20 protein-coding genes and 1 pseudogene are annotated in these 26,909 nt (G+C 73.2%); 6 read left to right on the top strand and 15 right to left on the bottom strand.

The genetic code is table 11. The annotated features are described in order from the left end of the window. Window positions 1-44: 44 nt before the first annotated feature. The 7 genes from ACFWB8_RS13715 to ACFWB8_RS13685 all read right to left on the bottom strand — a co-directional run bounded on the left by ACFWB8_RS13715 (window position 45) and on the right by ACFWB8_RS13685 (window position 8,360). On the bottom strand, window positions 45-1,406 hold the full coding sequence (locus ACFWB8_RS13715; RefSeq protein WP_385225535.1) for an erythromycin esterase family protein: 1,362 nt from the start codon (window positions 1,404-1,406) through the stop codon (window positions 45-47). 181 nt (window positions 1,407-1,587) lie between these two features. Next, window positions 1,588-2,733, bottom strand: coding sequence for an RNA polymerase sigma factor (locus ACFWB8_RS13710; RefSeq protein WP_385225631.1), 1,146 nt, complete (start codon window positions 2,731-2,733; stop codon window positions 1,588-1,590). 8 nt (window positions 2,734-2,741) lie between these two features. Next, a complete protein-coding gene (locus tag ACFWB8_RS13705) occupies window positions 2,742-3,149 on the bottom strand; it encodes a YciI family protein (protein ID WP_385225533.1) in 408 nt (135 codons plus the stop codon). Window positions 3,150-3,308: 159 nt separating this feature from the next. Next, window positions 3,309-4,064 (bottom strand): dienelactone hydrolase family protein, encoded by a 756-nt coding sequence (locus ACFWB8_RS13700; RefSeq protein WP_385225531.1) that lies wholly within the window; start codon window positions 4,062-4,064, stop codon window positions 3,309-3,311. A 191-nt stretch (window positions 4,065-4,255) separates the two neighbouring features. Next, on the bottom strand, window positions 4,256-5,674 hold the full coding sequence (locus ACFWB8_RS13695; protein ID WP_385225529.1) for an alpha/beta fold hydrolase: 1,419 nt from the start codon (window positions 5,672-5,674) through the stop codon (window positions 4,256-4,258). Window positions 5,675-5,939: 265 nt separating this feature from the next. Then, a complete protein-coding gene (locus ACFWB8_RS13690; RefSeq protein WP_385225527.1) occupies window positions 5,940-7,172 on the bottom strand; it encodes an FAD-dependent oxidoreductase in 1,233 nt (410 codons plus the stop codon). Between the two features lie 93 nt (window positions 7,173-7,265). Further along, window positions 7,266-8,360: a substrate-binding domain-containing protein gene (locus ACFWB8_RS13685; protein ID WP_385225629.1), complete on the bottom strand. Its 1,095-nt coding sequence runs from the start codon at window positions 8,358-8,360 to the stop codon at window positions 7,266-7,268. A gap of 454 nt (window positions 8,361-8,814) precedes the next feature. On the opposite strand from ACFWB8_RS13685, the gene ACFWB8_RS13680 reads away from it, so the two are divergent. Beyond that, window positions 8,815-10,947, top strand: coding sequence for a PIG-L family deacetylase (locus tag ACFWB8_RS13680; protein ID WP_385225525.1), 2,133 nt, complete (start codon window positions 8,815-8,817; stop codon window positions 10,945-10,947). Between the two features lie 89 nt (window positions 10,948-11,036). Further along, a complete protein-coding gene (locus ACFWB8_RS13675; RefSeq protein ID WP_385225523.1) occupies window positions 11,037-11,525 on the top strand; it encodes a hypothetical protein in 489 nt (162 codons plus the stop codon). A gap of 4 nt (window positions 11,526-11,529) precedes the next feature. Here ACFWB8_RS13675 and ACFWB8_RS13670 read toward each other — a convergent pair whose 3' ends face one another. Beyond that, window positions 11,530-13,005: a hypothetical protein gene (locus ACFWB8_RS13670; protein ID WP_385225521.1), complete on the bottom strand. Its 1,476-nt coding sequence runs from the start codon at window positions 13,003-13,005 to the stop codon at window positions 11,530-11,532. Window positions 13,006-13,270: 265 nt separating this feature from the next. On the opposite strand from ACFWB8_RS13670, the gene ACFWB8_RS13665 reads away from it, so the two are divergent. Beyond that, the gene (locus ACFWB8_RS13665; RefSeq protein WP_385225519.1) at window positions 13,271-14,836 is read left to right on the top strand and encodes a DUF6056 family protein; all 1,566 of its coding nucleotides are present in this window, start codon (window positions 13,271-13,273) and stop codon (window positions 14,834-14,836) included. A 206-nt stretch (window positions 14,837-15,042) separates the two neighbouring features. Beyond that, window positions 15,043-16,944, top strand: a complete 1,902-nt coding sequence (locus ACFWB8_RS13660; protein ID WP_385225517.1) for a hypothetical protein — start codon at window positions 15,043-15,045, stop codon at window positions 16,942-16,944. A gap of 18 nt (window positions 16,945-16,962) precedes the next feature. Here the strand turns inward: ACFWB8_RS13660 and ACFWB8_RS13655 are convergent, their stop codons facing one another. The 5 genes from ACFWB8_RS13655 to ACFWB8_RS13635 all read right to left on the bottom strand — a co-directional run bounded on the left by ACFWB8_RS13655 (window position 16,963) and on the right by ACFWB8_RS13635 (window position 21,767). After that, window positions 16,963-17,568: a response regulator gene (locus ACFWB8_RS13655; protein ID WP_385225515.1), complete on the bottom strand. Its 606-nt coding sequence runs from the start codon at window positions 17,566-17,568 to the stop codon at window positions 16,963-16,965. Then, a complete protein-coding gene (locus ACFWB8_RS13650) occupies window positions 17,565-18,758 on the bottom strand; it encodes a histidine kinase (RefSeq protein WP_385225513.1) in 1,194 nt (397 codons plus the stop codon). The genes ACFWB8_RS13655 and ACFWB8_RS13650 overlap by 4 nt, the downstream gene beginning before the upstream one ends. A 60-nt stretch (window positions 18,759-18,818) precedes the next feature. Next, entirely contained in the window at window positions 18,819-19,541 is a 723-nt protein-coding gene (locus ACFWB8_RS13645) for an ABC transporter permease (protein WP_385225511.1), read from the bottom strand. Then, window positions 19,538-20,434 carry an ATP-binding cassette domain-containing protein gene (locus tag ACFWB8_RS13640; RefSeq protein ID WP_385225627.1) on the bottom strand — a complete coding sequence of 299 codons (897 nt, stop codon included), beginning with the start codon at window positions 20,432-20,434 and terminating at the stop codon, window positions 19,538-19,540. The genes ACFWB8_RS13645 and ACFWB8_RS13640 overlap by 4 nt, the downstream gene beginning before the upstream one ends. A gap of 199 nt (window positions 20,435-20,633) precedes the next feature. After that, the gene (locus tag ACFWB8_RS13635) at window positions 20,634-21,767 is read right to left on the bottom strand and encodes a winged helix DNA-binding domain-containing protein (protein ID WP_385225509.1); all 1,134 of its coding nucleotides are present in this window, start codon (window positions 21,765-21,767) and stop codon (window positions 20,634-20,636) included. Window positions 21,768-21,913: 146 nt separating this feature from the next. On the opposite strand from ACFWB8_RS13635, the gene ACFWB8_RS13630 reads away from it, so the two are divergent. Together ACFWB8_RS13630 and ACFWB8_RS13625 are read left to right on the top strand one after the other, a co-directional pair. Beyond that, the gene (locus ACFWB8_RS13630) at window positions 21,914-23,101 is read left to right on the top strand and encodes a serine hydrolase domain-containing protein (RefSeq protein ID WP_385225507.1); all 1,188 of its coding nucleotides are present in this window, start codon (window positions 21,914-21,916) and stop codon (window positions 23,099-23,101) included. A 107-nt stretch (window positions 23,102-23,208) separates the two neighbouring features. Then, window positions 23,209-23,916: pseudogene (locus tag ACFWB8_RS13625) on the top strand (DinB family protein); the annotation flags it as partial. A 14-nt stretch (window positions 23,917-23,930) separates the two neighbouring features. Here ACFWB8_RS13625 and ACFWB8_RS13620 read toward each other — a convergent pair. Together ACFWB8_RS13620 and ACFWB8_RS13615 are read right to left on the bottom strand one after the other, a co-directional pair. After that, the gene (locus ACFWB8_RS13620) at window positions 23,931-24,344 is read right to left on the bottom strand and encodes an HPP family protein (protein WP_385225625.1); all 414 of its coding nucleotides are present in this window, start codon (window positions 24,342-24,344) and stop codon (window positions 23,931-23,933) included. A 428-nt stretch (window positions 24,345-24,772) separates the two neighbouring features. Continuing rightward, on the bottom strand, window positions 24,773-26,860 hold the full coding sequence (locus tag ACFWB8_RS13615) for a xanthine dehydrogenase family protein molybdopterin-binding subunit (protein WP_385225505.1): 2,088 nt from the start codon (window positions 26,858-26,860) through the stop codon (window positions 24,773-24,775). Window positions 26,861-26,909: the final 49 nt, after the last annotated feature.

Raw genomic sequence — 26,909 nt, 5'->3', positions numbered from 1 at the left:
GGTGGCCGCGGCCGGTGGATCGTGCCGGGGCCCGGGGCCGGTGGTCAGAGCGTGGTGGCCTCGTGGACCTGGTCGAGGTGGATGAGGATGTCGTAGGCCTGGCTGATCGCGAGGGTGGGGAGCGGGTCGTTCTTGAAGGACGAACCGGCCTCGTAGACGGGGCGGGGTGTGTTCAGCCAGGTGCGGCCCGCGGCCGGCAGCGTGCGCAGGTCGAGGTAGTAGTCGCGGTGGCGGACCCGGTCGAGGGTGTACTCCTGCATGTCGGGCGTGGCCGGGGGGACGGTGACCTTGCCCCAGGCCCCGCCGAGGGTGGTCGCGGTGAGGAACGACCCGCGGTCGAAGGTGAAGCCGATGGCGGCATAACCCCGGCCGAGGGCGTTGCGCAGGAAGACGCCTTGGGTCGTGGGGTACATCACGGGGTCGGAGGACAGGTAGCCCACGTGGCCGTTGTGCGCCGACAGCAGCACCTTGTGCCCGGTGCGGCGCTGCCACCAGACGGTGTTGTCGGCCATGACCTGGTCGCGAAGGTGCTCCGCGGCGGACACCGACGCCGGATCGGACAGGTCGAGGGAGGCGAAGGCGAACGTCTGGGCGATGTTGCGGGCGTGTTGTTCGGCCCACTCGTAGGCGTCGCCGCCGGCGCCCTTGTTGGCGGTGACCAGGTCGAGTGCCTGCTGGGCGGTGATGGCGTTCTGGCGTCGTTCGGCGAGGGGCTTGCGCAGGTAGGCGAAGACGTCGTCGAGGGGGCGCAGGCCCGCATAGAGCTCTTCGAGGCGCGGAAGGTCCTGGGGGTGGCTCGCGCGGACATGGGCGGTGACCCGGTCGAAGACGGCGTCGCCGAGCTTGGGCGCTCCGACGTCGTTGCCCATGAAGTGGACCTTCCGGTCGGGGTGCCGGTCGTTGTGCCGCCGCATCCAGGCGATGAGGCTGACGAACTCCTCGCGTTCCCAGGGGGATCCGGTCAGTGTCTCCTTGGCGATCTGCCGGGCGTGGCCGGCTCCGCCCTGGAGGTACTCGTTGATCCGCAGGCCGGCCGTCCAGCTCATCTCCAGGGCGAAGGTGGTGAAGCCCTTCTCCTCGACGAGGTGGCGGAACACGCGTTCCTTCATGGCGAAGAACTCGTGCGAGCCGTGGGTGGCTTCTCCCAGTCCGACCACCTTGGCATCGCCGATCATGGCCGCCAGCGCCCGCAGGTCGGTGGTGGGGCCGCCGGGTTCCGTCGACCGCAGGGGGTGGGCGGCGCGCTCCAGCGCGCGGAGCGCGTCGGCCTGCCTGCCGTCCGTCGCCGTGGTCGCGGGTGCGGTGGGTGCGGCGGAGGCTGCCGGGGCCAGCAGGGCGGTGGCGGCGAGCCCGGCCGTTGCTGCGAGCAGCCCCCGTCGGCCGATCGCCTTCTTGTGCGCGGTCATCCTGATCACTCCTCGGTACGGCGTTCCACTGGGGTGAAACGATCATGACCTGGGGCGGGAGGGGGTCGCGCTGGGGTCTTCCTCCGACTTGAACGGGGGAAAACCCCAGTTCAACACGGTGGCTGGCTAGCGGGAGCAGCCCTCGGCCGCGTCTGCCGCGGGCCGATCCGAGCGCGTCCCGTCAGCGACCTCCGCGGGCGTTGAGGCGGGCGGCCCGGCGCGTCAGGTGGTCGCGCTCGGCGAGGTTGGGTGCCTTTCGGGCCGCCTCGGCGTACAGCCGTGCCGCCGTCGCCAGGTCGCCGTCGCGTTCGTGGAAGTACGCCGCCACCGCGGCGTGGCGCGGCAGCGAGTCGTCCAGGGCCCCGAGCGCCGCCAGGCCGGCGCGCGGCCCGTCGGCCTCGCCGACCGCCACCGCGCGGTTGAGCCGGACGACCGGGCTGTCGGTCAGGCGCGCGAGCTCGTCGTACCACTCGACGATCTGCGCCCAGTCGGTCTCCTCGGCACTGGGCGCGTCGCCGTGGAGTGCCGCGATCGCGGCCTGGGCCTGGAACTCGCCCAGCCGGTCGCGGGCGAGGGCCGCCTGCAGGATCTCGACGCCTTCGGCGATCGACTCGGTGTCCCACCGGCCGCGGTCCTGTTCGGCGAGCGGCACGAGGCTGCCGTCGGGCGCGGTCCGGGCGGCGCGCCGGGCGTGGTGGAGCAGCATGAGGGCGAGCAGCCCCGCCACCTCGGGGTGGTCGGCCTGGGCCGCGAGCTGCCGGGTGAGCCGGATGGCCTCGGCGGCGAGGTCTACGTCGCCGGAGTAGCCCTCGTTGAAGACCAGGTAGAGGACGCGCAGCACGGTGGCGACGTCGCCGGGCTGGTCGAGCCGTACGTGGGAGACGGTGCGCTTGGCCCGGCTGATGCGCTGCGCCATGGTCGCCTCGGGCACCAGGTAGGCCCGGGCGATCTGGCGGGTGGTCAGCCCGCCGACGGCGCGCAGCGTGAGCGCGACCGCGGACGACGGCGTCAGTGACGGGTGGGCGCACAGGAAGTAGAGCTGGAGCGTGTCGTCCACCGCGGGCGCGGGCCCGGGCGCCGGCTCCTCGTCGACGAGGTCCTCACGCCGGCGGCGGGCGGCGTCCGCCCGGGTGGCGTCGAGGAACCGGCGCCATGCCACGGTGACCAGCCAGCCCTTGGGGTCCCGCGGCGGGTCGGCCGGCCAGACGCGGAGCGCCTCGACCAGCGCGTCCTGCACGGCGTCCTCGGCCGCCGCGAAGTCGGCTCCGCGGCGGACGAGGATCCCGAGCACGCTCGGCGTGAGGCTCCGGAGCAGGGCCTCGTTCATCGATGAGGTCACTCCGTGATGGTGGGCGGCGCGGCCAGGAACGGGCGCACCTCGAGCCACTCGTGGATCGGCTTCCCGCCCGCCCCGGGGGCGGCGGACAGTTCCCCGGCCAGCTCGACGGCGCGCTCGTAGCTGTCGACGTCGATGACCATCCAGCCGGCGATGAGGTCCTTGGTCTCGGCGAACGGGCCGTCGGTGACCGGGGGGCGACCCTCGCCGTCGTACCGGACCCACGCCCCCTCGGGGGCGAGCGCCTGACCGTCGGCGAACTCGCCGCTCTTCTCGAGCCGGGCCGCGAAGTCGTTCATGTACTGCACGTGTGCCGAGATCTCCTCCGGCGTCCACTGGTCCATGGGGACGTCGTTGACCGCAGCCGGGGCACCGCGGTAGTGCTTGAGCAACAGGTACTTGGCCATCGCGGTTCTCCTCTGTTGGTGCGGCCCATTCTGGCCGCCTTCACTGCAGGGACGGAGCCAGGCACGGATTCTCGACATCGCCGCCCGAATTTTTTTGTTCTCGGCTGCGCAGGGGTATCGGCGACCGGCTGGTGCGCCGGACGCCGATACCCCGTCGCGTCAGGCCGGTGACGTGCCGGCCCGGCCGAGATGGCGGGCGAAGAAGCGGGTCGCGCTGTCGACCTCGAACCTGGGCATCTCCCCGTGTCCCCCGGCGTTGGCGTGCAACGTCTTCTCCTTCGAAGCGAAGGCATCGAACAACGCGAGACCGGACGGGCGGTCGATGTGCTCGTCGTCCCACTGGAGCAGGAATTCGACCGGGACGGTGATGCGCGCCGCCGCCTCGGTCAGGGATTCGTGCCCGAGACAACCGAAGACCGCCGCGGTGATCCTGGGTTCGGCCGCCGCCAACGGCACCCCGATCCCGGTGCCCTGCATGATCCCCCAGAAGCCGACCGGCCCATCGGCGCCGATCTCCGGCAGTTCCTGGAGGGCGTCCAGGGTCGCCCGCCATTCCGGCACGGCACGCGCCGCCAGGTCGATGTGGAGCGCGACGACGACCGGGCCGAGCGGCTCGCCCGCCGCCTGGGCCTGCCGTAGGGCGGCGATGTGCCGGTCGTCCGCCGGCGTGCGGGGCCGGTCGCCGTGTCCGGGAGCGTCGATGGCGGCGACGTGGAAACCGCAGTCGGTCACGAAGCGGTGCGCACGGCCCAGGATCCCCGGCGCCTTCTTGTGCTGGCCGCCGCCGTGAGCCATCAGCACCAGGGGTGCGCGGTCGGAGCCGGACGCGGGCGACCAGAGTACGCCGGTGATGTCACCCAGCGTGAAAGCACGTTCGATGACGCCGTTCGACGACGTCTCCGTGGTGAAGCGCATGGTTGTTGCCTCTCGGGATTGCCTTCTGGAGGCGCTCCCGGCGACATCTACGTCAATCGCCTGACCGTGGAGAGGGGGAGCACCCGATGCGTACAGCGTTCATGGGTCCCACCTCCTCAAGTGACGTCACGGTCTCGACGAGAAGCTAGCAGCCCGACCGCCGCCGCGCCCAAGCCTTTCCCCGCACCGCGCTAGCCGACGGGTTCGGCCACGCCGCTCTCGTCGACGAGGAAGCGGCCGGTCGCGGCGCCGTTGAAGGTGCCGCTCTTGATCCACTCGGCCAGGGCGGCCTTGACCGTGGCCTGCGGGCCGGCCCAGGGCACCCCGGGGCGACCGCCGTAGACGGTTGCGGCCTGCGGCAGGCAGCGCGCACCGGTGCAGCCCTCCAGCAGCAGCTCGTGGGTCGCGCACGCCACGTGGACCAGCGCCTTGTTCGTCATCGTCGCGGGCAGGGCGTCGTAGATGGCGGTCGCGTTGGTGGGCGGCGCGGCCGGGTCGATGTCGTCCAGGCCGTGGATGACCAGTGTGGGCGGGGTCAGCCGGCCCGCGACGTCGGCGTTCCAGCCGTACGTGGAGAAGGTGGGGGTGCGGTTGAGGCCCGTCGGGTTGCCGGGCTCGGTCCCTCCCCAGTCCCGGCCGATCGGGTCCTGCGCGAGGATCCGGTCCCAGAGCGTGTCCGCGGCGCCCGGGACGACGCGCCCCGTGCACGCCTGGTCCCGGGGCTGCGGCAATCGAGTCGGGGAGGGGCGGGTGTTCAGGGTGAGGGGGAAGGTGGCGAACCCGGCCGGCGGGGTGACCTCTTCGGTCGGGAAGCCGAAGAGCGAGGACATGAACACCACGCGGTTCACCTTGCGGAGGGTGTCGGCGGCCCCGGGCACCATCGTGTTGCCCGCGTACAGGGCGCGTGCGACGTGCACCCCGCCGAGCGAGTAGCCGATCAGGGTCACCTTGCCGCCCGTGGGCTTGGCCCGGGCAACGGCGTCGTCGACGACCTGGCGGATGTCGCGTACCCAGACGTCGGTACGGGCGAACCGGGCGCTGCTGGAGTGCGCGATCCGTTCGCCGCCGAGCGGATTGGTCAGGAGCAGGGATCCCTGCTGGTCGAGGGGGAAGACCGGGTTGTGGGTACGGTCGCAGCCCTCGGGGTGGGTGCAGCTGCCGTCCGCCTCGTACGGGCGCAGGCTCGCGTTGCCGGGGTCGTCCAGTCCGTCCTGGAAGCGCGTCGAGAGCCCGTAGCCGAGCAGGCTCGGGGCGAGGGTGTCGATCCCCGCCCGGGCCAGGGACGTCTGCAGGCTCAGGTCGCCGCCGCCCGGGGCGGGGTGCCGTACGTCGAACTGTGCCGGTCCGGAGACCCGGCGGCCGTGGACCAGCACGGCGGCCCTGGTGGGTCCGCCCGCGCACTTGCCGCGGGCGTACACGGGCCGGACCCGGTGGACCTGGAGGCGGGCGGGGCGGCCGTCGAACCGCGCGTCCGGCATCAGCCCGGCCGGCACGGTGAAGTCCAGCCAGTGGTCCTCCGCCGCGACACCGGTCGGCGCCCGGTCGCAGCGCCCGGTCGCAGCGCCCGGGCGCCGCGTCGGGCCGGCCGGCCGCGGCCGCCGCGTTCGCACCGGCGGCGCCCAGCACCAGGCAAAGACCCAGGACGGCCCACCGGCGCCCGGCCCGGCCCCGCGCCCGCGGTGGCCGGTCCCGGGGTGGGCGGTCCTCGGGCGGGCCGTCCTCGGGCGGGCGCTCGGGGGTCTCGGCTGTGGCGTACACGGGCGGCTCCCGCCTGGGTTGCTGGCCTGCGGTCACGGTCAGCAGCATCCTTCAGGGGCGGGCGCGACCGCGCGCGGCGGGCTCGGCCGAACGGACCGTGATCACCGAGCCGTACCGTCAGCGGAGCGATTCCCTCGGGGGGCGCTCGCGCAGGGCTCCGTACGCGAGGAAGTAGGCCGGGATCCGGTTCAGCCACCGGGATTCGGTGACGAGCTCCGTCATCCGCTTGGCCCGTCGAGGATCGCCGAACGCCGTGCGGCCGGCCAGCAGCGGTGCGATGACCTGGGTGTGGGCGACGCGCTGGAGGCCTTGGGTGGCCACGGTGGTGGGCCAGCGGCGGTGTTGGACGCGGCGCACGTCGCGGAGTCCTACGGTGCCCTCGCGCAGCGGCCGTACGAGGTGGCGGGCCGCGGCCACCGCGTCCTGTACGGCGAGGTTGATGCCGATGCCGAAGACGGGTGACATCGCGTGGGCTGCGTCGCCGATGCACAGCAGCCCGGGGCGGTGCCAGCGGCGCAGGCGCTCGAGCCGTACGTCGAGCAGTTTCACCTCGCCCCAGGAGGTGACGGCGTCGCTCCGGTCGGCCAGCCACGGGGCCGCGGCCGTGAAGCGGGTCATGAAGCGCTCCAGGCCCTCGGCGCGGCGCTCGGCGTCGGTTCCCTTGGGGATGAGGGCGGCGCACTGCCAGTAGTCGCCGCGGTCGATGAGCGCGGTGAAGAACCTGTCGCCCAGGGCGCCCACGAGTCCGCTGGGGTCGTCCTCACGGCGCGGCAGGCGGAACCACCAGGCGTCCATGGGGCACGGGAAGTCTTCCAGGCCGAGTTCGGGCAGGGCCCTGGCCAGTGAGCCACGGCCGTCGCAGGCCACGGTCAGGGCGGCCCTGAGCTCGCCGGCGGAGCCGTCCGCGGTGCGGTAGCGCACGCCCGTGACCCGTCCGCGCTCGACGAGGAAGGAGGTCGCCTCGGTGTCCATGCGCAGGCGGAAGGAGGGTTCGCGGGCCGCCTCGTCGGCGAGGAGGTCGAGCAGGTCCCACTGGGGCACCATCGCGATGTAGTTGTACTTCCCGTGCAGCGCGCCGATGTTCCCGACCGTGACCAGGGACCGGTCCGGCCCGATGGGCAGCTGCACCGAGGTCACCCGGCGCTGCGGCAGCCGGGCGAACCGTTCGGCGAGGCCGATGTCGTCCAGCAGCGACAGGGTCGAGGGGTGCACGGTGTCACCGCGGAAGTCGCGCAGGAAGTCGCCGTGCTTCTCCAGCACCGTCACCTCCACACCGGCCCGGGCCAGCAGCAGCGCCAGCACCATTCCGGCCGGCCCGCCTCCCACCACGCAGCACGTCGCGCGCTCCACGGCAACCACTCCCTTCGCGGGGACCGGGTGGGCCCCATGGGACGTATACCGCACTGGGGGCGACGGGACCGGTGAACCTATCCGGTCACAGCACTAGTTCAGGCCGATGGCTTCGCAGGCGGCCTTGTACTTGTCGGTGCAGATCTCGGCCACGGTGTAGACGTCGTCCTTGACCACGGTCGTCTTCACGTTGTCCTTGGTGAGGGAGATGCTCGGCAGGAGCACCGCCGGGACCCGCTTGGTGGTCGGGCTGTCGACCACCTGATTGATGATGTCGTCGATCCTCTCGCCCTTGGCCAGCGCGACGGCCATCGTGGCGGCGGCCTCGGCCACGGGAGCGTACGGCTTGTAGACGCTCATGAACTGCTCGCCCGCCACGATCCGTTGCACACCGGCGAGTTCGGCGTCCTGCCCGGTGACCGGGGGCAGGGTGGACAGGCCGGCCGCCTTGAGGGCGGCGATGATGCCGCCGGCCATGCCGTCGTTGGCCGAGTAGACGCCGATGATCTTGTCCTTGCCGAGCGCCGAGATCGCGCCCGCCATGTTGGTGCTGGCGTTCTCGGGCTTCCAGTCGACGGTGTCGTACTCCTTGCCTATGTTCACCTTCCCGTCGAGGAAGGAGTGCGCGCCCTGTTTGAAGAGCTTGGCGTTCGGGTCGGTGACGGAGCCGTTCATCATGACGATCCGGCCGTCCTTGGCCTTGTCGCCCAAGGCCTCCAGGAGCGCCTTGCCCTGGACCTTGCCGACGTCTTCGTTGTCGAAGGAGGTGTAGGCGTCGATCGGGCCCTCGGCCAGGCGGTCGTATGCGACGACCGGAATGCCGGCGTCCTTGGCCTTTTTGACCGAGCCGGCGATGGCCTTGGAGTCCACCGCGTCGATGATCAGGACGTTCACCTTATTGGCGATCATCGCGTCGACCTGTGCGTTCTGCGTGGTCGCGTCCTGCTTGGCATTGGCGTAGACCACCTTGGCCTTTCCTCGCGTGAGGCCGGCGATCTCCTTCTCGATCAGAGGCTTGTCGAATTTTTCGTAACGCGCGGCCTGGTTCTCCGGCAGCAGGAGCCCGACTTTGATCGCGCCGCCTTTGACAGAACCCTCCGGTCCGTCGCCACCCTGCTCCGCACCACCGCACGCGGCGAGCGAGAGAGTGGCCGCGGAAGCGACGACTGCGACGGAAGCACGAACCAGATGTGCCTTCACGTTTTGAACCTCCCTGACGAGGCCGTGTTCGGACGGCCGAGGTAGGGGCAGTCAACTCGGCATAACCACTGCGGTCAAGAAGTGAACTATTAACGAAATAGCAACGTCACCTCCCCCAATCCCACACAGAAATACGGCATTTTCCACCGCATAGAGACCAAAAACCCTTGGCCATCTGACTTCAACTCATGAAATTCACAGCAGACGCACGGGGCTACCGCCCGCCCGCCGCGATCACTGCCCAAGTAGTGACATATGGGACACATCTCCCATATCTCGCATTGAACTAGATATGCCTACATATGCCTCTTGATGGTGTGTCAGTCGCAGAGGTCCGATGCATAATCGGCCCCGGTCGTCTCCGGAAGTGATGGAGCCATCGGGGCACCGACTCACCCCCTCGGCGGAATTCCGCACCGGACCGATCCTCAAGGCGTTCTCGATGTCCCTGGCCAGCCGCACCCGCCTCGCGGCCCTGCTCGCCGCGTTCACCGTCGGCGCCGCCGGGGTGACGACCTGGGCCTACGGATACGGGAACGCGCAGGAGCCGACGGCCGCCGAGGCGGCCTTCCGGCCGAGTGTGACCGAGGGCACGGTCCTCCAGGTCGTCGCGCATCCCGACGACGACCTCTTCTTCATGAACCCCGACCTGAGCCGCTCCATATCGACGGGCGTCAAGGTCGCCACCGTCTACCTGACCTCCGGCGAGTCCGACGGCAGGAACGAGGCCCACAGCCCGCACCTGGAGGACCCCGCGCGCCCCGCCGACCGCGCCGCCTACGCGGAGGCCCGGCAGAACGGCATCCGGGCCGCCTACGCGCAGATGGCCACCGGCAAACGCACCAGCGCCTGGCAGCGCAAGTCCGTACCCACCGTCGGCGGGGGCAGCGCGGAGATGGACGTCCTCGTCGCCAGGCCCGAGGTCAACCTGGTGTGGATGCAGCTGCGTGAGGCCCGCAGCATCTCCGGCGACAATCCGGACAGCCTGCGCGGCCTGTGGGACGGCAGGGTTCCCGCCCTGGACGCCCAGCTGACCTCCGGGACGCCGGTCAAGCCCGCGTTCTCGTACACCAAGGAGCAGGCCGTGGAGGCCATCGCGGGCGTTTTCGCGATGTACCGGCCGACGACGATACGGACCCAGGACCCGACGCCCGGCCGGGTGCAGGGCGGCGGCGCCTTCCTCGACCACCAGGACCACATGTACGGCGCCCGCTTCGTGCAGGCCGCGGCCGAACGCTATGCGAGGTCCACGGACCGGCCGCACTTCTCGGTCCAGAACTATGTGAGCTACCCCAACACCTCCCTGCCCCCGACCCTCGACCCGCAGGCGGCCGAGGAGAAGCTCGGCTACCTCAAGACCTACGCCTGGACGGACCACCAGGACTGGTGCGGCAGCCCCGCCGGCTGCGGCGACCGCAAGACGGCGACCCGGCCCGCCGGCGCCGGATGGAGCCAGACCATCCGCTACAGCCGGGGCGACGGCACGTCCTGGATGACCGAGGGCGTCTCCGGCCGCCTGTGGGCCTTCGCCGTGCTGGACGGCCGGATGGCGTACTGGTCGCGCAGTGGCCCCAAGGCCCCCTGGCAGGGTCCCGGGTTCCTCTCCGGCGCCGGGATCGACGCGGGCGCGACGGCGGCCCGGCTCCCCGACGGCAGGATCGCGGTCTTCGGCACCCGCACCACCCTGGGCGCCACACCCCAGGAGTACGGGCGTGACCTCGTGTACGCCGTCCAGGACGCGCCCGACGGTGCCTTCGGCCCGTGGCAGTCGCTCGGCACCCCGGACACGGACGACATATCCGGCACCTCGGCGATCAGTGCCCCGGCCGTCGCCGTGGACCGCGGGGGCCGGATCACCGTGTACGTACGCGATTCCCGGCGCACCCTGCGCGCCCGCGCACAGGCGACCCCGGACGGCACTTTCGGCGCGTGGCGGGCCCTGGGCGGCGCCGCTCTGCTGGGTGACCCGGTCGCCACGACCGACGGGGCGGGGCGGCGCCACGTGTACGCGGCCACGGCCCAGACCGTGCTGGCCTGGGTCCAGCCGACCCCGGACGCCCCGCTCGGCGGCCCCGTCCCGACCGGGCTGCCGGCGACCACCGGCCCGCTCTCGGCGAGCCCGCAGGGCGACTCGGTCCGCCTGTACTTCCGCCGCCCCGGCACGGGCACCGTCGGTACGAGCCTGGCGACCGCGGGCGGACCCGCGCCGGCGTTCTCCCCGGTCACCGAGGCGGGCGGCGAGGGCGGCTACGGCGCCGTCGGCGTCGCCGGCCCCCTGCTCGCGGGCCGCGCGGGCACGGGAACGGTCGGCGTGTCGGGCCCGGGCAGTGCGCCGTCCTGGTACGAGTCCCAGATGCTCTACACCGGTGCACCGGCGGCCGTGGCCGAGCCGGACGGCACGGCCGTCGCCGCAGCCCTCGGCCTGGACGCGGGTCTGCACATCACGACGGCTCCCCCTCCCCCGGCCGGATCCGAGCCGCCCGGCAGCCGCCCGCCCTCCTCCCCGTGGCACCGGGCACTCCAGCCCTCGACGATCGCGCAGGCCGGGGGCGCGGGCTCCGGGTGGCAGCGCTGACCGGTGCGGGCGAGGATGGCGGCCGGACCACGTCGGGGTCCGGCAGAGGCCGGCTCCCGACCACCTGACCACCGGCGATCGGGGCTGCCATGGCCGCTTTCCCCACCGCACGCGGGCGCGCGGGGCCGGGAACGGTCCGCGCCGTCGCCTCCGTCGCCGCGCTGATGGTCCTCGCCACCGGGTGCAGGGACGACGCCGCGCCGGCCTGGGGGTACCCGGAGCTCGGGGCGACCCTGGGATCGCTGTCCCAGGCCCTGGAAAAGGGCTGTACCGAGACGGCCCCCGCGAGCTGCGCCGACGACCTCGACCGGCTCGACGTCCTGGCGGAGCGTGCCTTCGCCGAGGTCCTCGACCACCGGCTGCTCGACGCCGCGTACGTCGAAGCCAGGAACGAGGTGGACCGCGCGAGGGAGCTGCGCCTGGCAGCCGCGGCGCAGGCCCGGTCACGCCGTGATCCGCACCACCTCCCCCTCCGGCGGGCGGTGGCGGCCGAACGGCTCGCCTACCGTCACCTCCTGGCCGCGCTGGAGAGGGTGCGCACCGCTCCCCCGCCGGGAGACGGGACCGAGCCGGTCTGACCCCCTAATTCCGCAGGGGCGGGGTGGGGAGCGTCGTACCGTCGAGCGCCACGAGGGACAGGACGGCGATCGAACCCGTCCACGCGAGGGGGGCCACCGAGGAGGGTCCGCCCTCCTTGTCCACCTTCTCCGGCAGCTCGCCGAGCGAGTTCCTCTTGGAGAGGATCCAGTCCATGACCTGACCGGCCTTCTGCGGCCTCCCCGTTGTGGCCCACGCGAGTGCGAACAACGCCGTGCTGGGTGTCCAGGCGTTCCCGCCCCAAGGAGCCGTGGGGTCGTTTCCGGGGGTCAGCCCCCCGTTGGGCAGGAGCAGCGCCCGGTACGTGGCGTCCAGCGCCCGGGGCAGACCGGCGGGGGCCGCGTTGAAGGGGGGCGCCATGAACGCCACCGCACTGTCGAGCCCGTGCCGTCCGTCGACGGTGCGCTGGTATCCCAGGGGCAGGAAGCGCGCGGTGATCGCGGAGGAGAGCCGCCGCGCGGCCCGGGTCCAGCGGGCCGCGTCGTCCGGACGGTTCGCCTCCCGGGCGAGGTCGGCGGAGGCGTTGAGCCCGGCGAGCAGCGGCGCGGCCGTACCGATGTTCGCGGTGGTCGTCATCAGCTCCCAGTAGTCGGGGGAGGCCGGGGGCAGCCCGTCCGCCCGCAGGGAGCCCGCCGCGTGGTCGGCGGCCTTTCGGATCATCGGGTAGAGGGTGATCAGCCGGGCATGGCGGGTGGTCCGAGGGGCCGTCCGGTACCACTGCCAGGTGGCCCAGGGGACCCAGCCGTTGGCGTCGAGCTGCCACCGCCTGCCGTCGGGAGGCCCGGATCCGTCGAGCTTCGTACGCGCCTCCCAGGTGCCGTCCTCGCGCTGGGTCGCGGCGCTGTAGCACAGGATGCGGTACGCCTCGGCGTCATGGCCGGTGTGCGCGAACGCGGCGGAGGCGAAGCCGGAGTCGCGCGGCCAGGAGTACTTCCAGCCCGGACTCCACCCCGCCGCCAGGGCGCCGTTGGGCCGGAGCAGGGCGCGTACGGCCAGGAGGGCGCGCCCGGCGGCCGCGCGCTGCGCCGGCGACCGGCCCGGGACCCGGCCGGAGGCCAGCCAGGCGCGGCTCTGCACGATCTGCTGCCACGCCGCCGGATGGCCGGGGGCGACCACGACCGATGCCGTGCCGGCGGCGGGAAGGTACTTCCACCGGCCGGACGCCAACCGCAGGACGTTGCTGCCCTCGATGTACCGCGCGCCCGCGGCGACGAACGGCGGAACGCCTTCGACGGCGGTCGCGTTGGACAGGAGACCGACGGTGGGGGCGGCGAGCATCGACCGGGGCGCGTAACTGCCCTCCGCCTCGCCACGGCTCTGGTGGCCCACGGGCCCCACGAGCACGGGCCGCGCCGCGCCGGTGTGCCGCCCGGCAGGACGGCCGGCGACGCACACGGGAACGGCGATGCCCGCCAGGGCCACCGTGACGACCGCCCAACGGCCGAGCGGGACACCGGGCATCGTCACTCCCTCCGCCGGGCCCGCGTACGCGGGGGCCCGGAGTCCCCATCCTGGAAGAGCCCTGCGGAGGCTGCCACGGAACACCCGCCACCCGGGTGAGCGAGGGGCGCCGAGGACCTGGCGGGCGGGTGCCGTCCTGGCGCACCCGGGATGCCGGTGGCGGTGAACCGTGCACATCATGGGTGTTCTCGGGCCGTGCGGTCACCGCAGTCGGCGGGCGCATCGGCCCTCTCTGCGGCCGGGCCCCGCTGCGAAGGGGTGGTGAATGAGCACTGCTTCGGTCGAGGGCGAGGACGTCCGGACCCCTCCCTCCGCGGTGGGCCGGGGAACCGGCCGCCGCCCCCTGCTGCGCGGACTCCTCCCGGCGGCCGGGGCGATGCTCGTCGCGGCGGCCGGAGCGCTGATCGCCGTCGGGTGCTTCCTGGGTCTCTACCTGCGGCCCGCGTCCGACGACTGGTGCGCCGCGTGGAAAGCCCGGGACCTGGGAGTATTCGGCATCACGTCCGATTTCTACACGACCCAGAACGGCAGGATCGCCAACGCCTTCCTGAGCGGTGTCGTCTACGGCGACGGCCTGACCGGGACGAAGGTCCTGCCGACGGTCATCGCCGTCTCCTTCACCGCCGGACTGGTCCTGCTGGGGCGTGACTTCATCCGGTTCCTCGGCGGCAGGCCCCGCCTCCTGGTCCTGACCGCCTGCGCCCTGGTCGTCCAGGCGCTGCTCTACTTCGGGGGCACCCGCAGCTATCAGGTACTGCTGTGGGCCCCCGCGACCATCTCCCACACGGTTCCGAGCGTCATCGGCCTGTGGGCGCTCCTGCTGGCCGTACGGACCGTCGGCCATCCCCGTACCGCCGTCCGCGTGGCCGGCTTCGCCTCGGCGTTCCTCATCGGCTTCGCGCTCGGCACCCTGAGCGAGCCGTTCGCGCTCGTCGGCGGGCTGCTCGCCGCCGCGGTCGGGCTGCTCTGCCTGCCCCGCCTCGGCCTGGCGCGGAACTGGCACCCCTTCACCTGGTGCCTGGCCTGGTGCTCCGGCCTCGTCTGCGGTCTGGTCGTGCTGTACACCTCCCCGGGCGCCCGGTGGCGCCGGGCCCAGCAGCCGGAGAAGGAGTCCGTGCTCTCCGCGGGCGAACTCCGGGGCATCTTCGAGGACTGGCTGCGCATGTGGGACTCCGTCACCGGACAGTGGGCCTACCTCGGAGCCGCCGCCGTCGGCGTCCTCCTGGGCCTGGCCGGCAGGCTCCGTGGGCCTGCCGGGCGCGGTCCCGGGAAGCGGGACCCGCGCCGGACCATCCCGCGCAAGGTGCTGATCGCCTTGCTGCTGCTCCCGGTGCCCGTGGTCGTGCTGGGGTCGTTCGCGGTGGTGGTGGGCCTGCGCAGCGGCTACGGTCCGACCGGGTGGACGTACGCCCGTACCTGGACGAACTATCTCGTACCGATGGAACTGGCGCTCTGCGGCTACGGCGCACTGCTCGGGGCGTGGGGCGGCGGGTGGCTCTCGGGCCGCCGGTGGCTCTCGGGCCGCCGCACCGCCGACGCGGTCCTCGTGACCGGCGCCCTGGCGGCGGGCTGCCTGGCGCTGGCCTCGGTGGGCGCGCTCGTCCCGAACGTCCAGGAGCTCACGACCGCCACCGTCACCCGTTCCGTGGCCTGGGACGCCCAGAACTCCCGTATCCGGACCGAGGCCGCCCGGGGCACCACGGACGTGGGCTACCGGCCCCTGTACATCGGCAGTCTCGCCGAGCCCTTCTTCACGGGGAACTACGAGCGGGACTGGGTCGCCGCCTGCGTGTCGAAGTGGTACGGCGTCGACCGGATCCACCGCCGCTGAGCCACGACCCGCATCGTCCGCGGCGAGCCGCACGCGTGTCCGCATCCGCTGTCACACGATCGGATGTCGCTGCGCGCCAATCCGGAGGAACACGTACCGACTCCCCCTTCCCCCGGACCGGATGCGTGCATGGTGGGTCCAGCTCCAGGCGCCCCGGCACCCTCCGCCCCCGCGCGCCCGTCCACTAGCGGAAGGCCGTGCAGCCGATGGCATTTGCGAGGGCTTTGCTGCCCGCCCTGCTCTCCCTGGCGCTGACGGGCGCCCTTGCGGACACCGCGGACACCGGCGCCGCCGCGGACACCTCGGCCGCCGTCGCCTACGACGGGCAGACCCGGCACGAGACCGCCCTCTTCAGCGTGAAGTCCACCAACAACGCCGCGGCCCAGGCCTTCACGGCGGACGGCACACGGCTCTCCCGGGTCAGCGTCTACCTGAGCAGCGGAGCTTCGACCGGGACCGTCACCGTCCAGGTCCGCCGCGTCCGCGGCGACGCGGGCTCGGCGCTCGCCTCGAAGACCCTGAACCTCGCGGCCCTGGGAGGCGCCGGAGCGGGCTGGGCCGAATTCCCGGTCGACGCCCCCGTCACCGCGGGCGCCACGTACTACCTGTTCGTCCAGGCGACCACCACGCAGGACAAACCGATCGCCTGGCACGGCACCCGGCAGTCGGTGCCCGGCTCGCAGACCAGTTGGAACTACGACGCCGCGTACTGGGGCGGCTGGCACGGCGACACCTCCCGCCTGGCTTTCCACGTCAATCCCACCGGCGGCGAGCGCTGCGGGGAGAGCGAGCCCTGCTACGTGCCGGCCTCGGCCCTCGCGGCCCGCACCGCGGGGCTGCTGACCAACCTGGTGGCCACCGAGGCCGTCCTGCCCTCCTTCGCCGTCGGCGCCTCCTACATCGACGGCAGCAACGTGCTGCGCCTGCCGTCCGGCCGGTGGCGCTACCTGCCGGTCGGCGGGTCCGCCTCCACCGTGGTCGAGGCGAACGACCCGGACGCCCTCGCGCAGGCCGCCGAGAGCCGGGCCTGGCTGGCCGCCGGCCAGGTGCCCGGAGCCACCACCGCGCAGCGGGCCGCCGCGCAGCGGGCCCTGCTGTCGATGCGGGCGCTGCTGAAGCCCAACGGGGCGTTCGCCGCGGGATGGTCACCGGCCTGGGAGTACTCCTGGCCCCGGGACGGCGCTTTCGCGGCGGCTGCCTTCGCTGCCACCGGGCACGACGAGGAGGCGTACCGGATCCTGCGCTACGACGCCCTCACCCAGCGGGCCGACGGGACCTGGGAGGCCCGCACCAGGCTGGACGGCAGCGGCCCTCCGGACGCCCGCAAGTGGCAGCTCGACGGCAACGGCTGGGTGCCCTGGGCCACCTGGCAGTGGTACCGGGCCGCGCCCCCGGGCGGGCGGGACGAACGGCTGCGCGCGCTCTACCCGATGGTGCGCGGGGCAGCCGACCACGCCGCGCGGTCCCTGGGGGCGAACGGGCTGCCCCCGGCCTCCCCGGACTACTGGGAGCTGGACACGGCGACCACCAACATCGGTACCGCCGCTCCCCTGCTGGCCGGGCTCAACGCCTCGGCCGACCTGGCCACCCGGCTGGGCATGAGCGAGGACGCGGAGCGCTGGGGCGCTGCGGCCCGGCGGCTGTCCGCCGGCATCGCCACCGCCTTCGCCCCGCTCGGCTACCAGCGGACCGTCGACGGCAAGCACGGCAGGGACAGCGCGGTGGCCTTCATGGCGCCCCCGTTCAACACCTCTCCGCCCGGTCTCGGCGAGGCACTGGACTCCACCCACCGGGCGCTGCTGCTGCCCAACGGCGGGGTCTCCCCCGGCAACGACCCCGATTTCAGCTGGGGATCGTACGCCTGGACGGCCAGCACCACGTTCTTCGCCCTCGCCTGGTCCGGTACGGGCGAGCAGACGAAGGCGGCCGGGGCTCTGGACTGGGTGCTGTCCAAGCGGAACGGACTGGGCGAGCTCCCCGAAACCGTCAACGGCGCCGGCCTGCCGTCCTCGGTCGCGCCGCTGGGCTGGACCGATTCGCTGGTGTTGCTCACCGCGCTCTCCCTCCAGGGCTCCCCGCAACCCGCCCCGCCGACAGCAGCGCCGTAGGCCGGCCGTCCAGGGCCGTCAGAGCCAGCCCTGGCGGCGGGCCGCGCGCACGGCCTCCATGCGGTTGCGGGTACCGGTCTTGCCGATGGCCGCGGAGAGGTAGTTGCGCACCGTCGACTCCGACAGGTACACCTTCGCCGCGATGTCGGCGACGGTCGCGCCGTCGACCGCGGCGTTCAGTACGTCGACTTCGCGCGGGGTCAGCGGGCTCGGCCCGGCGCTGAGCGCGGCGGCCGCGAGCGAGGGGTCGATCACGGTCTCCCCGGCGAGCACCCGGCGTATCGCGGCGGCCAGTTCCTCCACCGGCCCGTCCTTCACCAGGAACCCCGCGGCTCCGGCCTCCATCGCCCGGCGCAGGTAGCCCGGGCGGCCGAAGGTGGTCAGGATCAGCACCCGGCACCCCGGGCACGCCGTGCGCAGTTCGGCGGCCGCGTCGAGGCCGCTGCGGCCCGGGAGTTCGATGTCGAGCAGAGCCACGTCGGGCCGGGTTTCCAGCGCGGCGGGCACGATCGCGTTCCCCGCGGCGACCTGCGCCACGACCTCGATGTCCTCCTCCAGCCCGAGCAGCAGGGCCAGGGCGCTGCGCATCATGCCCTGGTCCTCCGCCAGCAGGACTCTGATCATCGGCTCTCCTCGTTCTCTTCCGCGGCCGCCTCCACCGGGAGTTCGGCGGTGACCCGGAAGCCCCGGCCGGGGGCCGGGCCGCTGCGCAGGGTGCCGCCCGCCGCGGCGAGGCGCTCGGTGAGGCCCGTCAGTCCGCTGCCCGGCGGGGTCGAGCCTACGCCGCCGCCGTCGTCCGTGATCACCAGGCTGGCTCGTTCCGCGGTGCTGCGCAGCTCGATCTCGCAGGTGGCGGCGCCACTGTGCCGGACGGCGTTGGTGACGGCCTCGCGGACCACCCAGCCCAGCAGCGCCGCCGCCTGCGGGGGCAGCGGGGCGCCGGACTGCCGTACGACGGGCTCGATGCCGGCAGCGGTCAGCGCGCCGCGGGCGCGGTCGAGTTCGGCCGCGAGGCTCGCCTCGCGGTACCCGGTGACGGCCTCCCGGATCTCGACGAGCGCCTGACGGCCCACCGACTCGATGTCGCGGACCTGGTCGAGGGCCGCCTCCATGTCGCGGGGGGCGATCCGGCGGGCCGCCTCCGACTTCACGACGATCACGGACAGGGTGTGGCCGAGCAGGTCGTGCAGATCGCGGGAGAAGCGCAGCCGCTCCTGGTCCACGGCGGCCCGGGCCAGTTCCTGCCGGGTGTCGCGCAGTTCCCCCACCGTCTCGGACAAGGCCAGGATGGCCGCGGTGACCATGCCGGACAGGAAGGTTCCGTAGACGATCCCGAGGGCGTCCCAGTCCTGCTGCAGCCCCGAGATCACACCGGCCAGGGCCGTGACGCCGAGCATCACCGGGCCGAGCCTCCGGCCGCGGACCACCGCCCCGGTGGCGAGGGCCGCCAGGGGGAAGAACAGCAGCCAGTTGTGCCCGTAGGCGAGGGCGAGGGTGCAGGTGACGAGCAGCAGCGCGACCAGGCACCAGCGGGTGCTGGGCGCCTCCCGCGCGGGCTTGTGGAAGGCGCGGAACACCAGAGTGATGTAGAGGGAGTTGAAGACCAACAGGCCCAGGCCGCCGATCCAGGGGTTCGGGGTCTCCCCGTGGATGACGTTGGAGATGGCGCCCATCCCCAAGAGCAGCCAGGGCAGCAGGGTGAAGGCGTTGGGCGGCCCGATCGGGCCGCGGTCGTCGTCGGGCTCCTCGCCGCCCGCCGTGCGCGGTTTCTTCGCAGCGCACCGTTCGGCCTTGCGGGCCGGCCAGTCGGGCATCCGTTCCCACCCGGTTCCCCGCTTGCTCCGCATGCCCGCTCCCCGTTCCCCGTCCATGGCCTATGCCGTCCTCGCGGACCGACGGTACGAGAGGACGGCGTACGAGCCGAACAGCAGGGCCCATCCGGCGACCACCGCGACGGCGATCGGGCCGGGGGCCGCGCCGGTGGCCAGGGTCTGGCCGATCTCGGCGAAGCGACGGGTCGGGGTGAGTGCGGACAGGGAGCGCATCCAGTGGGGGAACAGCTCGACCGGGAACCAGAGGCCGCCGGCCACGGAGAGCGCGATGCTGCAGCCGACGTTGACCAGACCCGTGGTCTGGGCGGTGAGCCGGTAGCCGTTGCCGATGCCGAGCAGGGTGAAGGGCAGCGCGCCGAGCCAGAGCGCCAGGGAGACGGCGGCCCACTGCCAGGCTTCCAGCCAGACCCCGTTGACGAGCGCGCCCGCGGCGAGTACCGCGGCGATGGCCGGCAGCACGATCACCGACCCCGTCAGGGCCCGGCCGGCCACCACCTGGCGGGGGGACATCGGGGTGACCCGCAACTGGCGCAGCCAGCCCACGCCCTTGTCCTCGGCGACGCCGGTCCCGGTCGACAGGGCCGCGCCGAGGGCCCCGTAGGCGGCCATGGCCACCATGGAGGCGGTCTTCCACTCGGTTTCGCCGGTGCTGCCCAGGTTGGTGAAGAGCAGGTACATCAGCACCGGCATGCCGATGCCGAAGACGACGAAGGTGGTGTCGCGCAGCGTGCGGCGGACCTCCAGGCGGACATAGGCGGTGATCATCGGGTGTTCCCCTCGGAAGCGGTGGCGGCGCCCGTGAGGGCGAGGAAGGCGTCGTCCAGCGAGGGCGCGGTGACCTCGATGCCCCGCACGGCGTCGAGTGCGGCGAGGGCGCTGACGGTGGCGTCCGGGTCGTGCGTACGGAGCCGCGCCCGGTCTCCGCGTATCTCCACGGCGGTCACCCCGGGCAGTGCGGCGAGGAAGCCGGAGGAGCGGCTGGCCAGGTCCAAGGAGACCAGCGAGCCGCAGGCCGCGGCGCGGCGCAGGTGCTCCCCCGTGCCGTCGGCGACGGTCCGGCCGCGGTCGAGGACCACGATGCGGTCGGCGTGGGCGTCGGCCTCCTCCAGGTAGTGGGTGGAGAACAGGACGGTGTTGCCGCGGCGGGCGTAGCCCCGCATGGATTCCCAGAAGGCGCGGCGGGCCTCCACGTCGAGGGCGGCGGTCGGCTCGTCGAGCACGATCAGCTCCGGGTTGCCCGCGAGGGCGACGGCGAAGCGGACGCGCTGGGCCTGGCCTCCGGAGAGCCGGTCGACGCGTCGGCCGGCGAGGGCGGTGAGGCCGGCGAGTTCCAGCGCCTCGGCGACGGGCAGCGGCGCCGGGTAGGTGCGGGCCACGAAGGCGACGAGCTCCCGTACGGTGATCCGCGGGACGGCGCGCCCCTCCTGGAGCATCGCACCCACCCGCCCGGTCCGTACCGCCTGCTCGGGGGTCTCGCCCAAGAGGCGCACGCTGCCCGCGTCGGGCTCGTTCAGGCCGAGCAGCAGGCTGATGAGGGTGGACTTCCCGGCGCCGTTGCGGCCCAACAGGGCGACCGTCTCACCGCGCCGGACAACGAGGTCGATGCCCGCGACGGCCTGGACGGGGCCGAAGGATTTGGCGGCGCCCCGGAACCGGATCGCGGCCTGCGCACCCGGCGCGGTGGCCGCCGGAGCGTCCGCCGCCGTACGCGGTGTCTTCGTCGTCTGCGTCATGTCCACCACGCTAGGGAGCGGGGCGGTTCCCCCGGCAGATGCGCATGTACGGACCCCGGCGGTACACATGTCACAGCCCTGGGGTTATGGGCGCCGCCCCGAGGGAGGAGCAGGCCCACACTGGTTACAGCTTGCGCACCTCGCTCTCGGGGAGCTTTGCCCACCAGTGGTGGTAGCGGCTGTAGACCGTGCTCTCGCGGTCGTTGAGGAAGGTTGTCAGCGACTGGGCCTCTTCGGCGAGCCCGTCCCAGGTGGCGGGCGACAGGGGATGGAAGGCGGTGGCCTCGATGCCGTCGTCCAGCGGGCGCCACACGCCGGCGACGTGGCCGTCCACCAGCAGGGTGGGCAGCACATCGCCGTTGCGCCGGATCACCAAGGGGCGGTAGGCGGCAGGGATCAGCCGGCTGCGGTCGGCGTAGGCCAGCAGGGTGCTGTCCCACATGGCCATGAGCCGGGGCGGGGCGGGAGTGCCGGCGGGCGGCCTGGAAGCGCCCGGGAGGTCGAACAGCGTGCTGCCGTCCGGACCTTGGAGCTGTTCGACGGCGCCCCCGAGAGCGTTCAGCGCCGCGCGAACGGGTGCCCGCTGCGCCATGGCGAACTGTGCCACGTCCGCGACCGAGGCGGGCCCGAACCCCGCCAGGTAGCGCAGGACCAGCGCTTGCAGCGACCGTGGCTCCGCCTCTCGGCCCGCAGGCGGGGCAGGGGTTCCGGCAGCGACGAACGACGGTCGCTGGCCGAACGACCAGGGTGCGTCCGTCGGGGCATGGTGCAGCGGCGCGTACCCCTTCAGCCCCCACCACGCCCCGTCCTTCCTCTCGGCGCCGAACCGCTCCTCGGCCCACGCCTGCATCTGCGCCGAGGTCCGCGGCCGGCGGGCGAAGGCCAGCAGTTCCGGCATCAGCTCGTGGGCGTCCGCGGGGGTCAGTCCCGTAGCGGCGAAGCGGAACCCGAGCCTGGAGGCGTACAGGGTGGGCTGCATCGCCGCGCGGAACACCGGGTAGTCCTCGGCGTGCACGGCGTGCAGGGTGATCCGCATCAGGGTCGCCTTGACGACCGAGCGTGCGGCGAAGGCGGCGTCGAGCTCGGCCGGAGCGAAACCGGTGAGCCTGTTCCACAGCGCGATGTACGGCGAGGCCGGGTGCTGCGCCTGGAGCGCGACCACGCGCCGCACTCCTGCGGGGACGGCCAGCGGCTCCCGTTCCAGCAGCAGTTGGCGGCTGAGCGTGGCCCTGTTGAGTTCGCGCGCGGTGATCATCACAGCCCAGGATTCTGCCCGGCCCCCCACCGGGGGTTAGCCCTACCTGGAGCCGGGCGGGTAGCAGGGTCGTCCCGGGCGGTCGCGTCCGGACATGCTGAAGCCGGCACGTCCCACTGGTTTCCCCATGATTCCTTAGGAGTTGACTCATGCGTGAGCAGGCATGGCAGAGGTTTCGTCCCTCCGGGCGGCAGCGGAACGGCCGGCGCGGTGCTGTGGCGTCCGCGGCCGTAGTGGCCGTGGGCGTCATGACGATGGGTGTCCTGGCGCCGCCCGCGGCCTTCGCCGCCACCCGGCCGGACACCGTCCAGCAGAGGCTGAGCACGCTGGTGCGCTCCGAAGGCCTGCCCGCCGCGCTGGCGAGCGTCAAGAACCGTGAGGACCGTACCCGTACCTACACCGCGGGAGTGGGCGACCTGGCCACCGGCTCGAAGGTGCCCGTGGACGGTCAGGTGCGCATCGGCAGCAACACCAAGGTGTTCACCGCGGTGGTCGTGCTGCAACTCGTCGGTGAAGGGAAGATCGGCCTCGATCAACCGGTCGACACCTACCTGCCGGGCCTCGTCCGCGGGAAGGGGATCGACGGCGGTCGCATCACCGTCCGTCAGCTCCTGCAGCACACCAGCGGGCTTCCCAACTACACCAGTCACCTCGGCGACGACGTCCGGTACTACGAACCCCGCGAGCTCCTCGACATCGCGCTCCAGCACGAGGCCGACTTCGCCCCCGGGAAGGATTGGAAGTACAGCAACACGAACTACGTACTGGCCGGCCTGATCGTCCAGCAGGTCACCCAACGGCCCCTCGCCGAGGAGATCGACCGGCGCGTCGTCAAAGCCGTCGGGCTGCGCCACACCTACTTCCCCGCCCCCCGTGACGCGACCATCCGGGAGCCCCATCCCCAGGGCTACTACCAGGAATCGGCAGGCGCGCCTCTGCGCGACATCACGGAAATGGATCCGTCCTGGGGCTGGGCAGCAGGTCAGATGATCTCCACCAACTCCGACCTCAACCGGTTCTTCACCGCGCTCCTGGCCGGCCGTCTCCTCCCGGCGGCCCAGCTCGCCGAGATGCGCACCACCGTCGGCGGGGAAAGGACCGAATCCACCTTCGGCCCCGGCGCCCGCTACGGACTGGGGCTCGTGAGCAAGCCACTGCCCCTGTCGTGCGGCGGCGGCGTCTACTGGGGCCACGGCGGTAGCTTGCCGGGGTACGAGACGCGGGGCGGGGTGACCGACGACGGCCGCGCGGCCCACGTCGCGGTGACCGTTCAGCTGACCGACGAGGCCGCCAGGAAGCGTGTCGACACCGTCGTGGAAACGGCCCTGTGCCGCTGAACCGCAGCGCCGCTGCGTGGGCGCGGAAATCGGTCGCGCCCCGTGAGATGAGCCGTTAGCCTCCGCTGGCCCGGTGAGGTACGAGACGCGACGGCAAGGAGCCAGGGATGCAGACCGAGGGCCCGCGGACCGACCGTCTGGGTTTGCTGCTCGCCCAGTTCGACCAGGCCAGGGAGATGGCCCGGGTGCGGCTGGCGGGGCTCGGTGACGAGGAGTACCTGTGGGAGCCGGTGGCCGGTTGCTGGTCGATCCGGCGCCGGGGAGAGGCAGTGACGCCGAGGGCGTACGGGCCGGGCGAATGGGTGCTCGACAAGGGCGCCCCGGACATCCCGGCCAACGAGTACGCCGAGATCGCCCGGCAGGCTGCCGACGGCATGACGGTCGCCAAGATCGCCGAAGACTGGAGCGTGAGCGCCGACCGGGTCGAGCAGGTCCTCGCCCACACCGGTGCGCCGGAGCCCGACGAGGCGCCGGTCGCCACCATCGCGTGGCGGCTGGCGCACCTGCACTCGTGCTTCGCGGGCCAATGGGAGTGGACCTTCGGTGAACGGCGGCGGGAGCCCAGGCTGCTGGTCGACTTCACCCCCTGCGCCGCCTTGTCACTCGAGCGGTTCTGGGACCTGATCGACCGCTGGCGCGACAGCGTCGCCGCCGTCACCGGGGAGCAGCTCGACACGGTCGGCTTCTCGCAGTACCCGTACGGCTCCGATCCCGGCGACCCGTTCGTCACCGTCCTGGCGGGCGCCAACCTCGAATTCATCCACCACATGGCCGAGGTCGCGTTGCTCCGCGACCTGTGGCGGGCCCGCTCCACCCCTGCCGGGGTAGGTCACCACCAGTACACGGGGTACCGGGCGCTGCCCGAGCGGGCGCGTGAAAGGGCGCAGCCCGCGAGGACGAGGAGGACCACCGATCCGGCGAGGAGCGGCACGAAGGTCCTGGGGTCGGGTGTCCTCAGGACGATGACGACGGCCGTCGCGCAGGCCGGGGAGTGCGGGGTGCGGGTCACGGTCATCAGGGCCAGGCCGAGGCCGGCCGCGACGGCCGCCACCCAGGGGGCACTGCCCAGGGCGGCGAGGGCCCCGTACCCGACGGCGGCGCAGAGCAGGTGGCCGGCGATCACGCTGCGGGGCTGGGCCAGCGGCAGGCCGGGCACGCTGTGGACGATCGCGGCGGACGCGGCCAGCGGCGGTATGAGGACGGGCTCGTGGACCACGGCGCCGATGGCCACCAGAGCCAGCATGACGGCGGTGGCGGCGCTGACGCTGTGCAGGGCGGCGCCCGGCGACGGCGGGGCGGGGGCGCGTCCCACGAGGCGGGGCAGCACCCGGGCGGGTGGCCGGTCGGGCGCGGGCTGCGGCGACGGCGACGGCGACGGCGACGGCGACGGCGACGGCGGGAGTGTGATGGTCCGGTCGGTGCTCAAGAGAATGGCGTCTTCGAGGAGGGGCCGACGGACGTGGGTCCGACGGCGGTGATCGGCAGGGGCAGGAGCGGCTTCGGCTCGTACCGCTGTGACGGCCCCTGCGATCGGCAGGGCCGGGGACACTGCGGAGGCCCGGTGTCGGGGCGGCCGTGTACTCCCTTGGATCATACGAAGCCCGACAAACCGCGCGGCGGCCAGGTCCCCCCGAACGCCGCCGTACGGTGCGCTCGGCCGCCGGGCCCGGGTCAGCCGAGCGCTGCCAGGACCCGGTCGGGGGTCAGGGGCAGGGTCCGCAGGCGTCGTCCCGTGGCGTTGCTCACGGCGTTGCCGATCGCGGCGGCGGCGCCGACGATGCCGATCTCGCCGATTCCCTTGCTGCCCATGGGGTTGAGGTGCTTGTCGTGCTCGTCGATCCAGTGGGCTTCGATGTCGGGCACGTCGGCATGGACCGGTACGTGGTAGGCGGCGAGATCGCTCTCCACGAAGTCCCCGTGGACAGGGTCGAGCGTGCTGTTCTCGGTCAGGGCCATGCCGATGCCCATGGCCATGCCGCCCACGAACTGCGAGCGTGCCAGCACGGGGCTGAGGATGCGGCCGGCGGCGAAGACGCCGAGCATGCGGCGCACGCGTACCTCCCCGGTGACCGTGTCCACCTGGACTTCGGCGAAGTGCGCACCGAACGCGTGGCGGGCGTAGGGGGACTTCTGCCCCGCCGATTGGGCCGTGTCGGCCGACGCGGAGAGTCCCGCGGCGGGGAGGGGCCCGTGGTGGCGCTCCGTACGGGCCAGCAGGGCGGTGCAGGCGTCGTGCACCGCCCAGCCCCAGGACGCGGTGCCGGCGGAGCCTCCCGCGCCGGTGGCCTGCGGCAGGCCGGTGTGCCCGATGGCCACGGTCACCGACCGCACCGGGACCCCGAGGGCGTCGGCGGCCACCTGGGTGAGGACGGTACGGGCGCCGGTGCCGATGTCGGTGGCGTTGACCTCGACGACGCAGGTGCCGTCGGGCCGGGCGTGGGCCCGGGCGGTGGACGGGGTCACGAGGTACGGGTACGTGGCGGCCGCCACCCCCCGGCCCACGAGGTACGGCCCGTCCCTGCGGGCGGCACGCGGGTGGGTCCAGCCGAAGCGTTCGGCGCCCTCCCGCAGACACTCCACGAGGTGCCGGCTGCTGAAGGGGCGGCCGCTGTCCGGTTCCTTCGCGGGCTCGTTGCGGATGCGCAGTTCGATCGGGTCGATGCCGAGCGCGTCGGCCAGCTCGTCCATGGCCGACTCCAGCGCGTACATGCCCGGCGCTTCCCCGGGGGCGCGCATCCAGGACGGCGTGGGGACGTCCAGGGCGACGGCCCGGTGTGTGGTGAGGCGGTCGGCGGCGGCGTACATGACGCGGCCGGGGACCGCGGCCTGCTCCACGAATTCCCTGACGCGGGAGGTATGGGTGGTGACCTCGTGCGCGAACGCGGTCAAGGTTCCGTCCGGGCGGGCCCCGAGGCGGACCCGGTGCAGGGTCGGAGCGCGGTGGCCGACCGTCGCGGGCAGCTGACGCCGGGGCAGGGCGAGGGTGACGGCGAAGCCCGTGTGGCGGGCGGCCATGGCGGCCAGGACGACGTGCGGGCGAGGCGTTCCCTTGCAGCCGAAACCTCCGCCGACGTGTTCCGAGACGACCGTGACGCGCTCCTCGGGCAGGCGCAGGAGGGAGGCCAGGGCGGAACGCACCAGGCCGGCCCCCTGGCTCGAGTCGTACACGGTGAGGTGCTCGCGTCCCGCGTCCCAGACGGCGGTGGCCGCGTGCGGCTCCATGGGGTGGTTGTGCAGCGGGGGAACCTCGTACGAGCAGTCGACCCGGACCGGCGCCGCGGTGAGGGCCGCCTCCGGATCCCCCTGCTCCCGGTGGGCGGGGTGCCCGCCGTTGACGGTCTCGGGCGTGTAGAGGCCGGGGTGGTCGGCCCGCAGTACGACGTCGTGGTGCGCGCTCTCGTAGGTGACCCGGACCGCGGCCGCGGCGGCCCGGGCGGCTTCCGGGGACCGCGCGATCACCAGCGCCACGTACCAGCCGCGGTGCGGGACCGCGGTGTCCTGGAGCACTTGGAGCGTGGGATCGTCCGACGGGCCCAGGCGCGGGGCGTTGTAGGGCGTGAGGACGTCGATCACCCCGGGCAGCGCCCGTGCGGCCCCGGTGTCGATGGCGGTGACGCGGCCACTGGCGACGGTCGCGGGTACCGCGCGGGCGTGGGCGCCGCCCTCGGGGGCGTGGTCGGCGGCGTAGCGGGCGGTGCCCGTGATCTTCTGGCGGCCTTCCGCCCGTTCGGCGGGGGTACCGAGTGCGGTGGGGCGCATTGCGGCTCCTCGTAGGGGTTCGGCTCCGTCTGCCACGGGGTGCTGCGCG

Source organism: Streptomyces sp. NPDC060031 (genome assembly GCF_042736805.1).
Classification (GTDB): domain Bacteria; phylum Actinomycetota; class Actinomycetes; order Streptomycetales; family Streptomycetaceae; genus Streptomyces.
The sequence above is the reverse complement of the archived record's forward strand: the minus strand, read 5'-3'. Positions and strand labels throughout refer to the sequence as shown.

Excerpts from the sequence above, each read along its gene's own strand:
- ACFWB8_RS13715 (WP_385225535.1), bottom strand. The coding sequence starts at position 1,406 with ATGACCGCGCACAAGAAGGCGATCGGCCGACGGGGGCTGCTCGCAGCA.
- ACFWB8_RS13710 (WP_385225631.1), bottom strand. The coding sequence starts at position 2,733 with ATGAACGAGGCCCTGCTCCGGAGCCTCACGCCGAGCGTGCTCGGGATC.
- ACFWB8_RS13705 (WP_385225533.1), bottom strand. The coding sequence starts at position 3,149 with ATGGCCAAGTACCTGTTGCTCAAGCACTACCGCGGTGCCCCGGCTGCG.
- ACFWB8_RS13700 (WP_385225531.1), bottom strand. The coding sequence starts at position 4,064 with ATGCGCTTCACCACGGAGACGTCGTCGAACGGCGTCATCGAACGTGCT.
- ACFWB8_RS13680 (WP_385225525.1), top strand. The coding sequence starts at position 8,815 with ATGTCCCTGGCCAGCCGCACCCGCCTCGCGGCCCTGCTCGCCGCGTTC.
- ACFWB8_RS13675 (WP_385225523.1), top strand. The coding sequence starts at position 11,037 with ATGGCCGCTTTCCCCACCGCACGCGGGCGCGCGGGGCCGGGAACGGTC.
- ACFWB8_RS13670 (WP_385225521.1), bottom strand. The coding sequence starts at position 13,005 with ATGCCCGGTGTCCCGCTCGGCCGTTGGGCGGTCGTCACGGTGGCCCTG.
- ACFWB8_RS13665 (WP_385225519.1), top strand. The coding sequence starts at position 13,271 with ATGAGCACTGCTTCGGTCGAGGGCGAGGACGTCCGGACCCCTCCCTCC.
- ACFWB8_RS13660 (WP_385225517.1), top strand. The coding sequence starts at position 15,043 with ATGGCATTTGCGAGGGCTTTGCTGCCCGCCCTGCTCTCCCTGGCGCTG.
- ACFWB8_RS13655 (WP_385225515.1), bottom strand. The coding sequence starts at position 17,568 with ATGATCAGAGTCCTGCTGGCGGAGGACCAGGGCATGATGCGCAGCGCC.
- ACFWB8_RS13650 (WP_385225513.1), bottom strand. The coding sequence starts at position 18,758 with ATGCCCGACTGGCCGGCCCGCAAGGCCGAACGGTGCGCTGCGAAGAAA.
- ACFWB8_RS13645 (WP_385225511.1), bottom strand. The coding sequence starts at position 19,541 with ATGATCACCGCCTATGTCCGCCTGGAGGTCCGCCGCACGCTGCGCGAC.
- ACFWB8_RS13630 (WP_385225507.1), top strand. The coding sequence starts at position 21,914 with ATGCGTGAGCAGGCATGGCAGAGGTTTCGTCCCTCCGGGCGGCAGCGG.
- ACFWB8_RS13620 (WP_385225625.1), bottom strand. The coding sequence starts at position 24,344 with ATGCTGGCTCTGGTGGCCATCGGCGCCGTGGTCCACGAGCCCGTCCTC.
- ACFWB8_RS13615 (WP_385225505.1), bottom strand. The coding sequence starts at position 26,860 with ATGCGCCCCACCGCACTCGGTACCCCCGCCGAACGGGCGGAAGGCCGC.